Raw genomic sequence first — 15,735 nt, 5'->3', positions numbered from 1 at the left:
TATTATGAACCAGCAAAAAGTAAGTTTTAAAAATGCGAACGGAGAAACTTTGGTAGGGCGCTTGTCCCTTCCTGCCAACCAACATCCACATAATTTTGTACTATTTGCCCATTGTTTTACCTGTAATAAAAACTTCGCCGCCGTTAGGAATATTAGTAGGGCCCTAACTGCTGAAGGCTTTGGGGTTTTACGATTCGATTTCACGGGTCTTGGTGAAAGTGAGGGTGAATTTTCAGATTCCAATTTTTCTGGAAATGTGGAGGATTTATTGGAGGCGGCCAAATATTTGGAAATGCATTATTCCTCGCCAACATTGATTATAGGTCATTCCTTAGGTGGGGCCGCGGCCATTCTTGCCGCGCAAAAAATATCCTCTATAAGGGCAATTGCAACTATAGGTGCACCATCGAATCCTTTACATGTAAAACATATTTTTAAAAATGATATCGAAACCATTAAGGATCAAGGAAATGCCGAAGTAAATATTGGAGGAAGAAGCTTTACCATAAAAAAACAGTTTTTGGAGGATTTAAAATCACAATCCTACCAGGAAACCTTAAAGAATAATAGAAAGTCTATTTTGATTCTTCACTCTCCCCGGGACAAAGTAGTTGAAATAAAAAATGCAGAGGAGATTTATATTGCCGTTCACCATCCAAAAAGCTTTATTTCCTTGGACGGGGCCGATCATTTGCTTGGGAATCCCAAAGACGCCACCTATACCGGGGAGATTATTGGAAAATGGTCTCAAAGGTACTTGGAGATGCCCGGTGCCATAGCTTTGGACACTGAAAAAGAAGTAGTGGCCAGTTTGGATAGTGCCGATGGATTTACCACTCAAATGAAGGTCGGGAGCCATTACATCACGGCCGATGAACCTGTGTCATATGGGGGCAATAATTTTGGACCTTCCCCTTATGAATTGGTATCCGCTGGCCTGTCTGCCTGCACTGTAATGACCGTTCAGATGTATGCCAAAAGAAAGAAATGGCCTTTGGAAAATGTAGAAGTGCATACCTCCTATCAAAAATTACATGCGGACGATTGTCAGAACTGCGATTCGAGCGAGGCAAAAATAGATACATTTCAGAGAGCCATAAAACTTACTGGTGACCTTGACGATAAACAAATTGCCAGAATAATGGAGATTGCGGATAAATGCCCGGTTCACAGAACCTTAAAAAGTGAAATAAATATAGTGACTACCCTATTGAGCAATTAATATTACCCATGAGGAGCGTTAAGATTGCATAGCATTAATAAAATATGATTATTTCATTTTAAAGAATAGTTCGACAACATTTTTTATGCTTAACTTTATGCCTATAATTTCAAAAAAAATAACATGAAAAAAATCGCTTTTGCATGCTTAAGTTTACTCTTAATTACCGGGATAAGCTGTAAAGATGCCAAAAAAGAACAAGATGGTGGGGCCGTTGAACTGGAGGCCGCCTCTACTGAAAAATTTAGCCTGGTCAAAGATTCAACCAAAGTAAGTTTTACGGCTTATAAGACTACCGAAAAATTACCGGTTGGTGGCAAGTTTACCAAAATTAATATTACAAATACCACGGAAGGAAGTACCGCTATGGAAGCCCTAAATGGTACCACTTTTAATATTCCCGTAAGCAGCCTGTTTACAAATGATGCTACAGGTACCAGGGATCCCAAGATTTTGGAATTCTTTTTTGGTGTTATGGATAATACAGAACTTATTTCAGGAGTATTTAAAGTTTCTGGCGATGATAAATGTAGTATAGATGTTACCATGAACGGGAAAACTGCCAATATTCCTCTAGAACATGAAATGTCCGGAGATAATGGCCATTCCTTTAGCGGTGTAATGAATTTGGAGAATTGGGACGCCTTGAATTCGGTGGCATCCATAAATAAAGCCTGTGAAGCATTGCATACTGGTAAGGACGGTGTAAGTAAGACTTGGAGCGAGGTTGCCATTCATGCCGATGTCCTGTTGCAAAAAAAATAACTCTTAAATATTTAAGGAGGGTGCATTTTGCAAAATCCCTTTCCTTGGAATAAAACGGCTTAATAAAAACTCCCCGTATTTGTACTGAACAAATACGGGGAGTTTTTATTTATTGGCACCGCCAAAGGGTATAATACCCCGAGGCTTGTCTCGAAATTTAAAGTTCGTTTCCTTCGAATGCCTCGAGGGCTTGCCCCGAGGTAGCTTACTTAGACCAATTTTTAACTCAATTCAGGTATAAAATAACGCGTTTCCCTTCTAGGCTTGACATCCTTTTACAAAATTGGTAATTTCATGGGAACCTAAAAAAAAATGAAAGATGAGAAATATTCAAATATTGTCTTTGGTATTACTATTCCTCGGCTCCTATAGTTGCAAGGAAGCAAAAAAGGAAACCAAGGATACCATGGAAAATGTAGAGGCAATGGCCGAGGAAGTAATAGAGGAAGTTGAGGTTAAGACTCTTAAGTTTTCACTGGAACCTAAAAGTGACAGTAATGTTAAAGGAGAGGTAAGCTTTACTGAGGAAAATGGAACCGTAAGCATGAATGTTGGATTGTCCGGACTAACACCAGGAGAGCACGCAATTCATATTCATGAAAAAGCGGACTGTTCTTCGGCCGATGGGAAATCTACCGGAGGACATTGGAATCCAACCTTTGCCCCCCATGGTAAATGGGGTTCCCAAGAAGGTTATCATAGGGGAGATATTGGAAATTTTACAGCAGACGAGAAGGGTAACGCAACTGTTGATTTTTCTACGGACGAATGGTGTTTGGGATGTGGGGACGAGACCAAAAACTTAATAGGAAAAGCCGTGATAGTACATCAAGGTAAAGATGATTTTGTAACCCAACCCACTGGCGATGCGGGGGGAAGGATAAGTTGCGCCGGTATTATTGAATAATGATCAATTTGGAAAAATTATTAAGCTGCCTTTTTGGGCAGCTTTTTTTATCTTTAAAAAAATTCTTGAATGGAATTAGAAATAATTGTAGAACAATTTCAAAAAAGGGATGCTGTCGCTTTTCAAAAGCTGTACAATATGTATTCCGAAAATATTTGTGGGGTAATCAATACCATTGTCAAGGATACCAATGTTTCCGAAGAGATATGTCAGGATGTTTTTATGAAGGCTTGGAACAATGCCGAGAGCTATAATGCCTCCAAGGGGCGGTTCTTTACTTGGATACTAAATATTGCTAGGAATGCAGCCATTGATGAAATACGCAGCAAGTCTTATAAAAACAGTAAAAAGAACCTTTCCGCTGATTACTTCGTAGGTATTTTAGAAAGTATGACCGATAGTGAAGAAGGTAAGGAAGATGTTGTTGGCTTAAAAAAACTATTGGTAAATTTAAAGGACAAATGTATCGAGCTTATAGAGTTGCTATATTTTAAAGGACTAACACAGAAAGAAGTATCAAAAGAATTGGACATTCCATTGGGAACGGTGAAGACAAGAAATAGAAGCTGTATTACCCAAATAAGGACCAACATGGCATTGTAATATGGATACAAAGGAATACATAGCATCAGGTATATTGGAACTTTATGTTGCCGGTACCTTATCCGAACTGGAAAATTTGGAAGTGTATATCAATGCGCAAAAGTATCCTGAGATAAAGAAGGAAATAGAGGACATTGAAGCTTCCGTTCTGTCCTTGTCAAAATCCGTTTCCCCTGGGACAAAAGGATTTGGTGATATGAAGAACAGAATGGCCAAGTTAGGTGCCGCCAAAACCGAGCTGATCAGTAACAAAGTAAGTTGGACTGCCTATTTGGGCTGGGCCGCATCCTTGGTGTTTATGGGAGGTTTAATCTGGCTCTATCAACAAAACGATCAATTGAAATTGGATCTGGAAGTGGTATCCAAGGAAAATAATACCATGGAACAACAGATAGCCGATTCCCAAAATTCTTTGGAAAAAACCGAGGAATTATTGAATACCATTCGTGATAAGAATGTTACGGTAGTGGCACTTGGTGGACAGACCGTCTCCCCTACCTCCTACGCAAAGGCTTATTGGAACAAGGTAGAGAAGAAGGTGTTTATTGATGCTCAAGGCCTGCCCGATCCTCCGGATGGATTCGTATACCAAGTGTGGTCCCTGAAATTAAATCCGTTAACGCCTACCAGCATGGGGCTTTTGGAGGACTTTGTCAATGATGAAAATAAGGTGTTTGCTTTGACCAATCCCAATGAGTCGGAGGCATTCGGAATTACTTTGGAACCAGCAGGCGGTAGTGAAACTCCCACTTTGGAACAGCTTTATACTTTAGGCGTGGCCACATCTTAGTATTTGGGGTGTACCTATAGGAAGAGGAATTTGTATGAAAGGTTTGTGGTGGAGTTATTCTAATAGACCTATTTCATTCCCTACAATTTGCCTTTTTCTACATGACCCTTTTAAAATAGGTCCCTTTGGTAAAGAATGCGCTAAAAATCTACTTTTTTGAATGAATTGAACCATTGCCTTTTCTGAAAAGAGCCTAAACTTGAGGATAATACTTTAATCATTAAAAGATAACATTATGGCAAGGACACTTTATAACAGATTAGGCGAAATAAAAGGGATTACAAAGTTAGTGGACGACGTGGTGGATCTACACATGGGCAATCCAACCATAAGTCCGCGGTTTGTACCTTATAGGGATCAACCGGACCGACTAAGGCTTATAAAGCAACATACAGTCCACTTTTTTTGTGCCGGTGCAGGTGGGCCCCAGGAATATAAGGGAAGGGATATGGTTACAACTCATAAGGGAATGAATATTTCTGAGCAAGAGTTTATGGCAGTAGTAGATGATATTTTGGAAGCGATGGATGTTAATAATTATGGGGATGAAGAAAAAAAAGATGTTTTGGCAATTCTCTATTCCCTTAAAGGTGGGGTAATTCGGTTATAGTTGATAATATAGTTATGGTTTATGGTAGATACATGCACAAGCAATTGGTACTCAATTTTTATGGATGGCCCCGATTATAGGGGGCCATTTTTGTTTTACAACCTTAAGAGGATTTTGCCTCCCACCTACTCCCCCAATTCAAATTGAATTTAGAAAGATTTCAGAAAAAACAAAAACCTATGAAATTTTGCTAATAATTATTCCTACAAAATAATAGACCTTTGTCTAGTTTAACACCCCAATATCTAATAATATGAACCTACCCAATAGCACTAAAGGGATACTCGGCTGCATTATTACGTTATTCTTCTGTTCTTTGTCCGCCCAAGAATCAAAGGTTTCCGATTACAATAATTCCGATGCCTACGCAAACAGTAAAAGAGCTGACAAGTATCAACAACTTCTAAAACTAGGTTACAAGGAAAACGAAATATTCGAGGATCTTGGTAATGCCAACTTTTTGGTCGAAAATTACGAGGAGGCCATATTTTGGTACAATAAGTTAATTGATGCAAAAACCAGTTCATCAACAAAGGCAAGTTATTATGAAAGATATCTTTTCGCACTAAAAAAAATTAGATCTACAGGAGTGGAAAGTACTTCAGGAGATAAGGATTGGCTGGCACAAATTAAAGGGGACTATCAAATCAATAAATCCCCAGTAGAAAATAAGACTCATCCTGAAAAAATAAGTAAATACAGGGATTTCAACTTTCAACAGCCCGAAGAACCTGTGGTATCCAGGGAAATGACATTGGAAGATCTAGGCTTGGAAAATGAGGTGGCATCTGATATTGAGGATAAGGAAAAGTATAAATTTGCCTATAACGCGCCAATTGCGATTACCGCAGATGGCCGTACTGCTTATTTTAGTAAGGCCGTTTATACAAAACCTTTATACGGGGTCTTTTCAAAAAAGGTATTGGTACACAGAATATTCAAGGCCAATAAAATAAAGGGGGAATGGCAGAACATAGAGGAAGTTGCACTGGCACCAAAGCATTATTCGGCTATCCACCCTACCATTTCGCCGGACGGAAGTAGATTGTTCTTTGCCTCCAATATGCCGGGTACTTTTGGAAAATATGATATCTACGTAGCAGACATTCAAAACGACGGATCCTTTAGTACAGCCAAAAATTTAGGTCAGAAAGTGAACACGGACGATAATGATCTTTATCCTAAAATATTAGGAGGCTCTTCCTTGGTCTTTGCTTCGGAAGGAAGAAAAGGTTTCGGTGGACTGGACGTCTACATGGTTCAGGTTGATCATAGGAAAGTGGGGACTTCCGTTAACCTGGGAACCGACATCAATAGTGTGGAAGATGACTTTTCAATTTTACTAACCGGAAATAACGGAATGGGGTACGTAATGTCCAACAGAGGTGAAAGCAAAAGTAATCCGCAAAAGGTAGCGTTTACTTATTCCAAGGAAAAAAGGGACAAATTATTGGAAAAAAGGCAGTTCAATATATTGGAAAGTATTGATGACAAGGCACAAATACATTACTCAAATACTGTTTTTGAGGAGTAAGGGCTTTCATTAATTATATACAAGCAAGAAATGGTGCACGGATAATACTGTGATAAATTCATAGTAAGAATTTACCTACAAAAATGTAATTTGGTCCTCAATATTTTTTTGGACCATTTCAACTAAATTTTTCTAAAGCCCCGACCAGGTTTAAGGTCCACTTAAGATGAATGATCCAAGTTAAGCGAGAGACACGCACTATATGATTATAAGAAACAATTTATAATCGGATTAACATAATTTTTCCCCTTGGATGAACTGCAGAGGTGCCATTTTTAAGAAGGTATTACTCCTAATATTATTTTGCATTGTACTCTGCAATGATGCCGTGCTTTGTCAAGAAGCCAATTCCGATTTTGATTCCTCTACTTCCTATCACAACCAATTGGTCTTCAATAGGTTTTTAATTCATCCTGCTTTTTCACTGGTAAGGGAAAACAAATCCTATGTAAATATTCTACACCAAAATCAGTATGCCACTTTTAACGACAATAATCAAAATTATTTTCTGGGATTTGGCAACAAATTGAATGACAATACCGCCATGGGATTAGGTGTTTATACCAATCGGGCGGGTGTTATGCAGGAATTTGGCATAAACGCCAATTATGCTACTTCAGTGCAATTGGGAAGGAATAGTAATTTAAGTTTCGGTACCAATGTCACTTATCTAAATTCGGGAATCGATAAGAACAGGATTATAGCTTCAGAAAACGACCCGGAAATATTGGATGCCAGAAAAGAGACTAGATTGGCCCTACAACCCGGGGCTGTACTCTCTATAGGTCAGTTCGATTTTGGCCTGTATGCCCAAGACCTTATCAGTTATAATCAAACCACCAATAGTGTTATCACGGATTTTAGCGACAAAACGCTAAAGGCCTCACTTCAATATACACATGAACTGGACGCCAGGCGTGGATTGTTTACCAACGGTAGGATAATGCCTTTGTTACAGGTCCATAGGGATGATGAGGACAACTTTTCTATTGCCGGATCGGTATTGTTGGACTTACCGGATTATGGATGGCTACAGTCTACCCTTGATGATAGATACGGCTTGTCTGTTGGACTTGGATTTAATCTTGGTAAAAAGATGACCCTGGGATATGTATTTGAAAAGAATTTTTTAAAATACGGAGCCAGCCTTGGTTGGAACCATGAACTATCCTTGGCCTACACCTTTAAAAATGACTTTGGGGATACCAGAAAACCAATTGTAAACTCCACCTACAGAAAACCCACCACTACCAAAAAGAAAAAATCCGACCCAGTAGTAAAGAACTACGAGAAAGAGATTAAGAAATTGAAAGCTGAAATACAGCGAAGGGATCAAGAGATAAAATTAAGTAATTCTGAATATTCAGAAGATATTGATGATTATACCGTTAACACGGGCTCCGGTAATGATATGTTGAGATTGGGTTCCGGTAGTGACAATGGTAGCAATAGCAATTGCGAATGTCAAAGTACATTGGCATACCAAAATCACTTGCTCTTAAAGGAGCTGTTAAAAAATCAATACGCCAAAAATGACGACTCCAAAGATCATATAATAAACCTCACGGTCAATACCGCCAATGCGGACAAAGTCGATAAAAATGATGGGTGCCAAAATACTCTTGCCTATGAAAACCGTTTAATACTGGATGGACTAATTCTAAGGCAGGATTCCTTGGAATCTGCAAATAAAAGGGAGATAGAGAAGAGGTTCGATATGTTGGTGAGAATACAGAAAGACGAAATACAACGAAGTATGAAAACCGACCTTCAGAAATTAAATAGTGAACAATACGAAACTGCAGTTGCAGATGTCCAAGAAAAAACCATATACCGAATAAATAATGCCGAGAAGAAAGATTACGCAAAATTACCAATAAGAATGGAGCAGCAATCGGGTATAGCCGGGGTAAAAACTGGTTATTATTTGATAGCCAACGTTTATAAGAATAAAGAAAACGTGGATTCCTTTATAAATGACCTAAAACACAAGGGGATTAGTGCCAAGCAATTTTTCAATAAGGAAAATGGCTTGTACTATGTGTATTTGGCAGATTACAATAAGAAAAACGAGGCGGAAATGGCTTATACAACGGATTTGAACGGCAAATATCTGAGTGAAAAATGGATTATGAAGGTGAATAACAATACGGCTACCGCCGAAAACCTATATGAAGACGGAGATGAGTTGATTGATCGCTTTGAATAGCGCAAATCCCGTTGGAAGGGCGGGGTGTATTTTTCTAGACCATTATAAATGGTGCATAGTCTTTATTAATTTTTGTGTTTTATCACATTTTTACCATTTAAATGGACTTGCCCTTCCCGTTGATTGCAAGGTCAACACGATAAATTTTGAAATTACCAATATGGATGTTTGGACCTATTAATTTGGTTGTGAGTTACATACAGATGCAATTATAATAATTCAGTTAAATCGATTAATTTTTAGCAATAATTCATAATAGTACTTACAATTTTATTTTGTAGGAAAATACATCTATTTTTTATGGAGATTCTAGATTTTATATCTATATTTAAATTTTATTAACATAATTTTAAGTTTTTAAAACAACAACCGGAAGACGAGGCCTAACGTTTAAGATTTACCTACGGTCTTAATATGAAGTATTGCAGCGTGTTCCATATTATCCAATAAAAAAGTATAACGGAAATAAAATAAATATTAATTACATCCCAAATTAACAAAGCATGAAAACTAACCCTTACCTATTTAAAGAACAAAAGGATTATATCCATATTGTAGCCAACAAATCAGTTCATTACCACCTCTTGCAACAGTAGTTCTTATTTTGGATCAAGTGTTGCTCAGTTCCGAGGATAACACCTGATTTTTATTGAAAAAAATGAAGTAATCCCCCAAATCCCAAATGATATGAAACCTAACGTACTTAAAATTATTGTAATAGACAATGACCTGTCGTTCCACGAGACCTACAAATATTATTTCGACACTTATGAAGAATATTCACTAGTTGGAATATATGACTCTGTAAAGGAAGCGCTGTTGGATTATGACAATGTATTACCAGATATTATTGCTTCAGAAGTTACTATGCCGGATGGCTGCGGTATTGAAGGTATAGGCCTCTTTCGCAAAAAAGATCCTGAAGTTAAAATCATTATGATCAGTGGCCAAAGCGATTTTGGAATCGTAAAAAAGGCCTTCAAGAATATGGCCAATGGTTATGTTTCCAAACCTGTTGGCATAAAGAGTTTGTACCATGCCCTGAATGCCATTAAGTACGAAGGTGCAACCATAAGCAACGACATCGCCAAGAAAATAATTGCTATGTTTCAACCAAAATCTTACGCTTCCTTTTCGGAAAGGGAAAATCAGATTATTGATTATTTATGTCAGGGAGCTACCTATAGGACAATCGCGGATAATTTATTTGTTACCCCGAGTACCGTAAATTTTCACATACAGAATATATATCTAAAATTAAATGTAAACTCTAAATCGGAGGCCTTGTCCAAATTGAGGGAAATGGAATATTCTGCCCATTTAATTTAAATAAAAAAGGTATTGTGTATGGTAAAATAACTACTCTAAATTTTATTTTTCAAACCTAATTTCAATGGCCGTAGGCCCGTTGAAATGTAATGTTGGAACGGACCCCGTCTCTTGTTCCCATAAATAAAAAAGGTGCTCTAAGGCACCTTTTTTATTTATGTATTTTTAAAACTATTTGTTACGAATTCATTGCTGAAATAATAAATTCCTTAAATTCCTTGGATATAGGAATAAGCGTATTGTTAATTAATATATCCTTGGAGTTGATGGCATCAATATGGTCTACGTTAACAATATAGGATTTATGTGCCCTGTAGAACTTCTGTTGTGGCAACTTCTCCAAATAATCCTTGAGCGGAGATCGAACCAAAAACTTTTTATCTACTGTATTTACCTCTAAATAAACATTATCGGCTTTGATAAACTGAATGTCCCCAAATTGGATTCGATAATACAAATGTTGTTTTTTAACGAAAATGGAATCCTTCAATACCTTGTTGGACATTAACCTGTCATCTTCCTCCTCCTGGCTTTCAGATGCTCCATTATTCTTAACGGAAGTGAAGTTGGATAGGGCAATTTCAATGGAGGTATATAAATCCTGTTGCTCAAATGGTTTAACCAAATAGCCATTGGGCTTAACGGTCTTGGCATTTTCAACGGTGGCCCGATCGGAATTGGAGGTCACGAATATAAAGGGGATATTATAATTTTCCCTAATGTGCTTGCCCAAATCAATTCCGGTTTTATCGGAGGCTAAGATAATGTCGATCAACACAAGGTCAACTTCCTTGTTCTTTAAGACTTCAACTGCCTGCTCATAAACAATAACATTGTCTACGATTTCGTATCCAATCTCTTCCAACATAGATTGCATGTCATCTGCAATTATCACGTTGTCCTCTACAATAAGAATTCTAATCGGTTGTTCCAAGGTGTATTTTTTTGATTGGTTATTATCTCAAAATTACGAAAAATTATTAAAACTAAAATAAAACAGAATCGACAATAAAAAAGTGCTCAAGGCCAACTTTTTCAATTCTGGATCCAGCAAAACCGTATTCTTAATTTTCCACATTTTGTTCAGATGTATAAATATAGGTACAAATGCCACTAAATGGATAGTATTTTTCCAATTATGGTAATGTATAAAGGTAAAGGCTAAAATGCTTATAAAACTAATTACAATAAGAAAAACATGGTATATTTTTCCATTCCTAATGCCCATCTTCACTATTAGGGTGTTTTTATTGGAAGTTTTATCGGATTCATAGTCCCTTAAATTGTTAAGATTTAATACTCCTGTACTCAAAAGACCTATTGTTACTGCCGGAAAAATGGCCATTGCATTAAGTGTTTTGGTATACAGGAACATGGAACCCATTACACCCAGCAGGCCAAAAAAGAGAAACACGAATAAATCCCCAAGCCCTTTATATCCATAGGCCGATGATCCAACCGTATATTTTATGGCCGCCCATATACTTAGTATTCCAAGTGCTCCGAAAATTAGGGTCAATATAAGGTTCTCGGTACCAAATGAAAGATATAAAAGGGCAACTGTAAAAAGAATGCAGATAATAATCGAAATAATAATCCCTACTTTAAGTTCCTTTCGGGATAATTGTCCACTTTGCAGAGCGCGCTTTGGTCCTACCCTATTTTCATTGTCGGTGCCCTTAACACCATCGCCATAATCATTGGCAAAATTTGAAGTAACCTGGAATCCGACGGTGGTTAAAAGTGCAAATACAAAAATATCCCAACGAAACTCGCTGTACATACTCCCAAGTGCGGTACCTACAATTATTCCGGACAACGAAAGAGGGAGAGTCCTCAAACGGGCCGCGCTAATCCAAACTTTAATTTTAGGCAATTTAATACGGGTCTTCTATTTCTAAACGCTTTCCTTCTTTGTAGGAAGCAACGAATGCATCCTCAAAACCCATTTTTACCAATTGGAACCTAAAGGATCTAGCCTCTTCCAAGGTTTCAAAATTTCCCAGAGAGTAAGAATAAAAAGGATTGGTTTTAACAAATATTGTATTGTTAAGCGATTCCGAAGCAAGAGTTATGTTGTTGTCTACAAAGGATTTAACCTGTACGGAATAAATCTTTTCTTTATCCAAAAACTTTTTGGCCAAATAGAACTCCTTCACCAAACTCAGTTCTTCGTTCTGTTCCTTAAGATTATCTATTCTTGCCTTTATCACTTCCAAACTATCTATGGATACCAAGAGGTTATTGCTCATGTTATTCCTGTTCTCATAATTGGAAGACCTAATAAATCCCGCATTGTAGGAGAAAATGGCCAGTGTTCCAATTAAGAAAAGCACCGTTATACTGCCAAATAAATTTCGCTGTATCTTACTGCGCTTTAATTCCTTGTTCTTGTATTTTATCTGATCCAATAGACGCTCATTAATAATTTGAGCCTTGTCTATATCTTTATGCAATTCCAATAAATCACTTTCCTCAATGAATGGCATAGTCTTAATTGTTTAGGGGATGAGTTCTAAAATTAGTAAAAATAAATCGACTATTTATGTTTTTAAACTTGGTTGTTGTAAAAGTAATGGTTTTTGTTGCAAAACGGCAAATAATTAAAACTAAAATGCTTAAATAATTGGACGCCATTAGATTAAAGTATGTTATTTAAAGCTGGTAAATTATAGCAACTTTATACTATCTGGCTTTATTTCTATTTTACGTTCCTTGTACAGAGCACCTATCCCCTTTTTAAAAGTCTTCTTGCTCATCTGCATTATTCTTTTTATATCCTCTGGGTCGGATTTGTCGTGTAAATTTAGGACCCCACCATTGGCAACAAGTTTTTCATAAATTAGGTTCGCTGCAGGTTCCAAGCTTTGATACCCTATAGGTTGTAGGCTAACATCTATTTTGTTGTCCGGTCTTATGTTCTTAATATATCCTTTTAGTTTGTCCCCAACGGCCACTTTTTTAAAAATCTCATTGGAGTAGACCAATCCTTTGTGCTTATGGTTAATGATTACCTCCCAGCCTAAATCCGTCAGTCTTGTAACTACAAGATCTACCTCGTCCAAGGCCTGTACTGTTAAGTTCTCATTGGACAAAAATTTATCCAGTTTGTTGGAAGCTACCAGTCTATCTGTTTTTTCATCCAAATAGCAATAGACAACATACCATTGGCCTTCTTGCATTTTGTTGCGTTGTTCCCTAAAAGGCACCAACAAATGCTTTTCCAGTCCCCAGTCCATAAACGCGCCGTATTCATTTACTTCTGCAACCTGCAGCAATTGAAACTGGTCTACAGTTACAAAGGGCACCAAGGTGGTGGCTACGATTCTCTCTTCATGGTCCAGATAGCAAAATACATCCAAATAGTCCCCTATCTCAAATTCTTCCGGCACATACTTATTGGGCAAGAGTACATCATTGCCTTCATCATCGCCCAAAAAGAGACCCACTGTGGTGTCCCTAAGTATTTCTAAGTTGTTGTATTTTCCAAGTGCTATCATTGGGCAAAAATACGTTTAAAAAGAATCTCCATAAAAAAAAGCCACTCTTTTTAAGGGCGGCTTAGATATAATAAACTAGAATTAATAATTATTTGTAGACAGACTCCTTTTTAAAGTGTTTCGCCAACATGTAATAAACTACCGCCCTGTGCTTACTCTTCACGGAACTTCCGTATTTATCAGTTACGCTTTTAATGGCATCCATTAACTGTGGGCTGTCTTTTAATCCAAGTTTTTTAATTAGGAAGTTATTTTTTACCGTCTGCAATTCTTTGTCATCAGACCCAGAAACTTTCGACGCATCCATGTTGTAGATGGAAGGTCCTAATCCGATGGTAACTTTCTTAAGTAAATCCATATTTGGTGTTTCACCAAATTTGTCCTTTATGTCTGCAGCATATTTTTCGATTAACTCATCTCTCTTGCTCATAATATTAAATATTGTTAATGATTAGATTTATATCCTTCTAAGATATGAAATCAAAGTAACTAAGCAAAATATTGTCATTCAATAATCTTGGGGTCTTTATTTCCAGGATTTTTGGTTTTTCGGACTCTTGATAAAAACTATCCAAGGCCTTGTTAAAGTCGTTTTTGTTTGTGACGGATTCAAATTCAAAACTGTACATCTCAGCTAGGGATTGGATTTTAAGGTCCTGTGTTGTTTCAAAGAAAGTATTGAAATTGTCGGTTTCCTCTTTGCCTGGTAAAATCCTAAAAATGCCACCGCCACCGTTATTGATTACGATGATCCTGAAGTTGGGCTTAATGTAATTATTCCATAAACCATTGCTGTCATAAAGAAAACTTAAGTCGCCCGTAAGCAGCAGTGTTGGACTGGGCTCATAAATTGAAGCCCCTATGGCCGTTGAAGTACTGCCGTCTATGCCACTGGTGCCTCGATTGCAGAAAACACGTATAGAGGGCTCCAAATCGAATAATTGGGCATATCTAACAGTAGAACTGTTGGACAATTGTAGTTGATAATTACTTGGAATGCTTTTCAAGGCCTTGTGGAAAACCCACATGTCCGAAAATGGTATTTCCAGCAAGTACTGTTCCCTTCTTAATTTGTAATGTTCTTTCCTTTTTGCCCAATAGTCATAATAATCACTTTCTTGGGTAGAAGGTTGGGCCAAAAGGTTTTTAAACACTTCGTTGGGACTAGTTTTAAAATGCTTTGTTAGGCAGAAAAAGGTATTGTAGGCCTTTTTGGGATTTACATGCCAATGCATTAAAGGGGTATAGTCCCTTAAAAATGCCTTTATTTTTTTAGAAACAATGAGTCCCCCAAAAGTTAGGACAATTTCAGGTCGCAACATTTTAAACAGTTCATCCCTTTGCGCCGATTTCTCAATCGGGGCTATGATACTGTCAATATTGGGGAAAAAGTTGGGGTGAAATAAGTTGGAGGTACATTCCGTCATTACTACGACCGTTGGGTCTTTTGCCAAAATTTCCAAATACTTCTGTTCAACCGCGTTGGGCGGATTTACCCCGACCAACACCATTTTTCGGGAGGCATTATACCAGTGATGAACATATTCCTGCCATTCTAATTGATCATTTTGCGCTTGGTCCTTTAGTAGATTAATTTCTGGCAACAGTGTGGATTCCTCCACTGTTTCGTACAAGGGCTCTTCGAACGGAATATTTATATGAACGGGAGTATTATCGCTGAAGGCTATATTTAGCGCCGTGTTAAGTAATTTATCATTGTACTTTTGGACCTGAATTTGGCTCAGATCAATATTTTCTTCCGTTAATTGATCTGGGTCATATTTTATAATTTTCTGGGTTGCATGACAAACATCCTGTTTAAGGTTCGCGGAAAAACCAATATGTTTCTCAAACACATTTTCCTGCCTTATGGTTTGCCCGTCCCCAATATCCACTTTATAGGGTGGTCTATCCGCTGAAATGACGATGATGGGTATATCGCTATAAAATGCTTCCGCTATGGCGGGATAATAATTTAACATTGCGCTACCGGAGGTACACAAAATTACCGTGGGTTGCTTCAGTTGCTGTGATATGCCCAGGGCAAAAAATGCAGCGCAGCGCTCGTCAACAATACTGTAACAATTAAAATAAGGGTCCTCCGAAAAACTTATGGTCAAAGGTGCATTTCTTGATCCCGGAGAAATAATTATATTTTTAATGCCCCTTGCTTTGCAATGATGAACAAGTGACTGTGCGGAGGGAATGTTGGAATATTTCATTATTGCAAAATTACAACTCAGGTATTTCTAAAACCAATTCAATG

At 37.6% G+C, this 15,735-nt stretch carries 15 protein-coding genes; 9 read left to right on the top strand and 6 right to left on the bottom strand.

Going from position 1 to position 15,735, the window contains the following annotated elements:
• Nucleotides 1-4: 4 nt before the first annotated feature.
• The 9 genes from BUA60_RS08405 to BUA60_RS08365 all read left to right on the top strand — a co-directional run bounded on the left by BUA60_RS08405 (nt 5) and on the right by BUA60_RS08365 (nt 9,969).
• Nucleotides 5-1,222: a bifunctional alpha/beta hydrolase/OsmC family protein gene (locus BUA60_RS08405; RefSeq protein ID WP_072861300.1), complete on the top strand. Its 1,218-nt coding sequence runs from the start codon at nt 5-7 to the stop codon at nt 1,220-1,222.
• Between the two features lie 123 nt (nt 1,223-1,345).
• Entirely contained in the window at nt 1,346-1,987 is a 642-nt protein-coding gene (locus BUA60_RS08400) for a YceI family protein (protein WP_072861299.1), read from the top strand.
• Nucleotides 1,988-2,306: 319 nt separating this feature from the next.
• Entirely contained in the window at nt 2,307-2,894 is a 588-nt protein-coding gene (locus BUA60_RS08395) for a superoxide dismutase family protein (protein ID WP_072861298.1), read from the top strand.
• Between the two features lie 69 nt (nt 2,895-2,963).
• Entirely contained in the window at nt 2,964-3,497 is a 534-nt protein-coding gene (locus BUA60_RS08390) for an RNA polymerase sigma factor (protein WP_072861297.1), read from the top strand.
• A gap of 1 nt (nt 3,498) precedes the next feature.
• Entirely contained in the window at nt 3,499-4,287 is a 789-nt protein-coding gene (locus tag BUA60_RS08385) for an anti-sigma factor (protein ID WP_072861296.1), read from the top strand.
• Nucleotides 4,288-4,522: 235 nt separating this feature from the next.
• Entirely contained in the window at nt 4,523-4,897 is a 375-nt protein-coding gene (locus tag BUA60_RS08380) for a group I truncated hemoglobin (protein WP_072861295.1), read from the top strand.
• A gap of 253 nt (nt 4,898-5,150) precedes the next feature.
• Nucleotides 5,151-6,431, top strand: coding sequence for a TolB family protein (locus tag BUA60_RS08375; RefSeq protein ID WP_072861294.1), 1,281 nt, complete (start codon nt 5,151-5,153; stop codon nt 6,429-6,431).
• A 253-nt stretch (nt 6,432-6,684) separates the two neighbouring features.
• Nucleotides 6,685-8,640 carry a PorP/SprF family type IX secretion system membrane protein gene (locus BUA60_RS08370; RefSeq protein ID WP_072861293.1) on the top strand — a complete coding sequence of 652 codons (1,956 nt, stop codon included), beginning with the start codon at nt 6,685-6,687 and terminating at the stop codon, nt 8,638-8,640.
• A 687-nt stretch (nt 8,641-9,327) separates the two neighbouring features.
• Nucleotides 9,328-9,969, top strand: a complete 642-nt coding sequence (locus tag BUA60_RS08365; protein ID WP_072861292.1) for a response regulator transcription factor — start codon at nt 9,328-9,330, stop codon at nt 9,967-9,969.
• A 178-nt stretch (nt 9,970-10,147) separates the two neighbouring features.
• Here BUA60_RS08365 and BUA60_RS08360 read toward each other — a convergent pair whose 3' ends face one another.
• The 6 genes from BUA60_RS08360 to menD all read right to left on the bottom strand — a co-directional run bounded on the left by BUA60_RS08360 (nt 10,148) and on the right by menD (nt 15,691).
• Nucleotides 10,148-10,903, bottom strand: a complete 756-nt coding sequence (locus BUA60_RS08360) for a LytR/AlgR family response regulator transcription factor (RefSeq protein WP_031444099.1) — start codon at nt 10,901-10,903, stop codon at nt 10,148-10,150.
• 33 nt (nt 10,904-10,936) lie between these two features.
• A complete protein-coding gene (gene menA, locus BUA60_RS08355; protein ID WP_072861291.1) occupies nt 10,937-11,845 on the bottom strand; it encodes a 1,4-dihydroxy-2-naphthoate octaprenyltransferase in 909 nt (302 codons plus the stop codon).
• A 1-nt stretch (nt 11,846) separates the two neighbouring features.
• Entirely contained in the window at nt 11,847-12,458 is a 612-nt protein-coding gene (locus tag BUA60_RS08350; RefSeq protein ID WP_031444097.1) for an SPOR domain-containing protein, read from the bottom strand.
• Nucleotides 12,459-12,638: 180 nt separating this feature from the next.
• On the bottom strand, nt 12,639-13,469 hold the full coding sequence (locus BUA60_RS08345) for a CvfB family protein (RefSeq protein ID WP_072861290.1): 831 nt from the start codon (nt 13,467-13,469) through the stop codon (nt 12,639-12,641).
• Nucleotides 13,470-13,557: 88 nt separating this feature from the next.
• Complete coding sequence (locus BUA60_RS08340) at nt 13,558-13,899, bottom strand: DUF2853 family protein (RefSeq protein WP_072861289.1); 342 nt, start codon at nt 13,897-13,899, stop codon at nt 13,558-13,560.
• Nucleotides 13,900-13,936: 37 nt separating this feature from the next.
• The gene (menD, locus tag BUA60_RS08335) at nt 13,937-15,691 is read right to left on the bottom strand and encodes a 2-succinyl-5-enolpyruvyl-6-hydroxy-3-cyclohexene-1-carboxylate synthase (RefSeq protein WP_072861288.1); all 1,755 of its coding nucleotides are present in this window, start codon (nt 15,689-15,691) and stop codon (nt 13,937-13,939) included.
• Nucleotides 15,692-15,735 lie beyond the last annotated feature (44 nt).

The organism is Arenibacter palladensis (assembly GCF_900129275.1).
In the GTDB taxonomy this organism is placed as follows: Bacteria; Bacteroidota; Bacteroidia; order Flavobacteriales; family Flavobacteriaceae; genus Arenibacter; species Arenibacter palladensis.
Note: the sequence above shows the minus strand (reverse complement) of the source record. Positions and strands in the feature narration are given on the sequence as shown.

Bases quoted from the DNA above. Each gene is read 5' to 3' on its own strand.
- BUA60_RS08405 (WP_072861300.1), top strand. From the start codon at position 5: ATGAACCAGCAAAAAGTAAGTTTTAAAAATGCGAACGGAGAAACTTTG.
- BUA60_RS08400 (WP_072861299.1), top strand. From the start codon at position 1,346: ATGAAAAAAATCGCTTTTGCATGCTTAAGTTTACTCTTAATTACCGGG.
- BUA60_RS08395 (WP_072861298.1), top strand. From the start codon at position 2,307: ATGAGAAATATTCAAATATTGTCTTTGGTATTACTATTCCTCGGCTCC.
- BUA60_RS08390 (WP_072861297.1), top strand. From the start codon at position 2,964: ATGGAATTAGAAATAATTGTAGAACAATTTCAAAAAAGGGATGCTGTC.
- BUA60_RS08385 (WP_072861296.1), top strand. From the start codon at position 3,499: ATGGATACAAAGGAATACATAGCATCAGGTATATTGGAACTTTATGTT.
- BUA60_RS08380 (WP_072861295.1), top strand. From the start codon at position 4,523: ATGGCAAGGACACTTTATAACAGATTAGGCGAAATAAAAGGGATTACA.
- BUA60_RS08375 (WP_072861294.1), top strand. From the start codon at position 5,151: ATGAACCTACCCAATAGCACTAAAGGGATACTCGGCTGCATTATTACG.
- BUA60_RS08370 (WP_072861293.1), top strand. From the start codon at position 6,685: ATGAACTGCAGAGGTGCCATTTTTAAGAAGGTATTACTCCTAATATTA.
- BUA60_RS08365 (WP_072861292.1), top strand. From the start codon at position 9,328: ATGAAACCTAACGTACTTAAAATTATTGTAATAGACAATGACCTGTCG.
- BUA60_RS08350 (WP_031444097.1), bottom strand. From the start codon at position 12,458: ATGCCATTCATTGAGGAAAGTGATTTATTGGAATTGCATAAAGATATA.
- BUA60_RS08345 (WP_072861290.1), bottom strand. From the start codon at position 13,469: ATGATAGCACTTGGAAAATACAACAACTTAGAAATACTTAGGGACACC.
- BUA60_RS08340 (WP_072861289.1), bottom strand. From the start codon at position 13,899: ATGAGCAAGAGAGATGAGTTAATCGAAAAATATGCTGCAGACATAAAG.
- menD (WP_072861288.1), bottom strand. From the start codon at position 15,691: ATGAAATATTCCAACATTCCCTCCGCACAGTCACTTGTTCATCATTGC.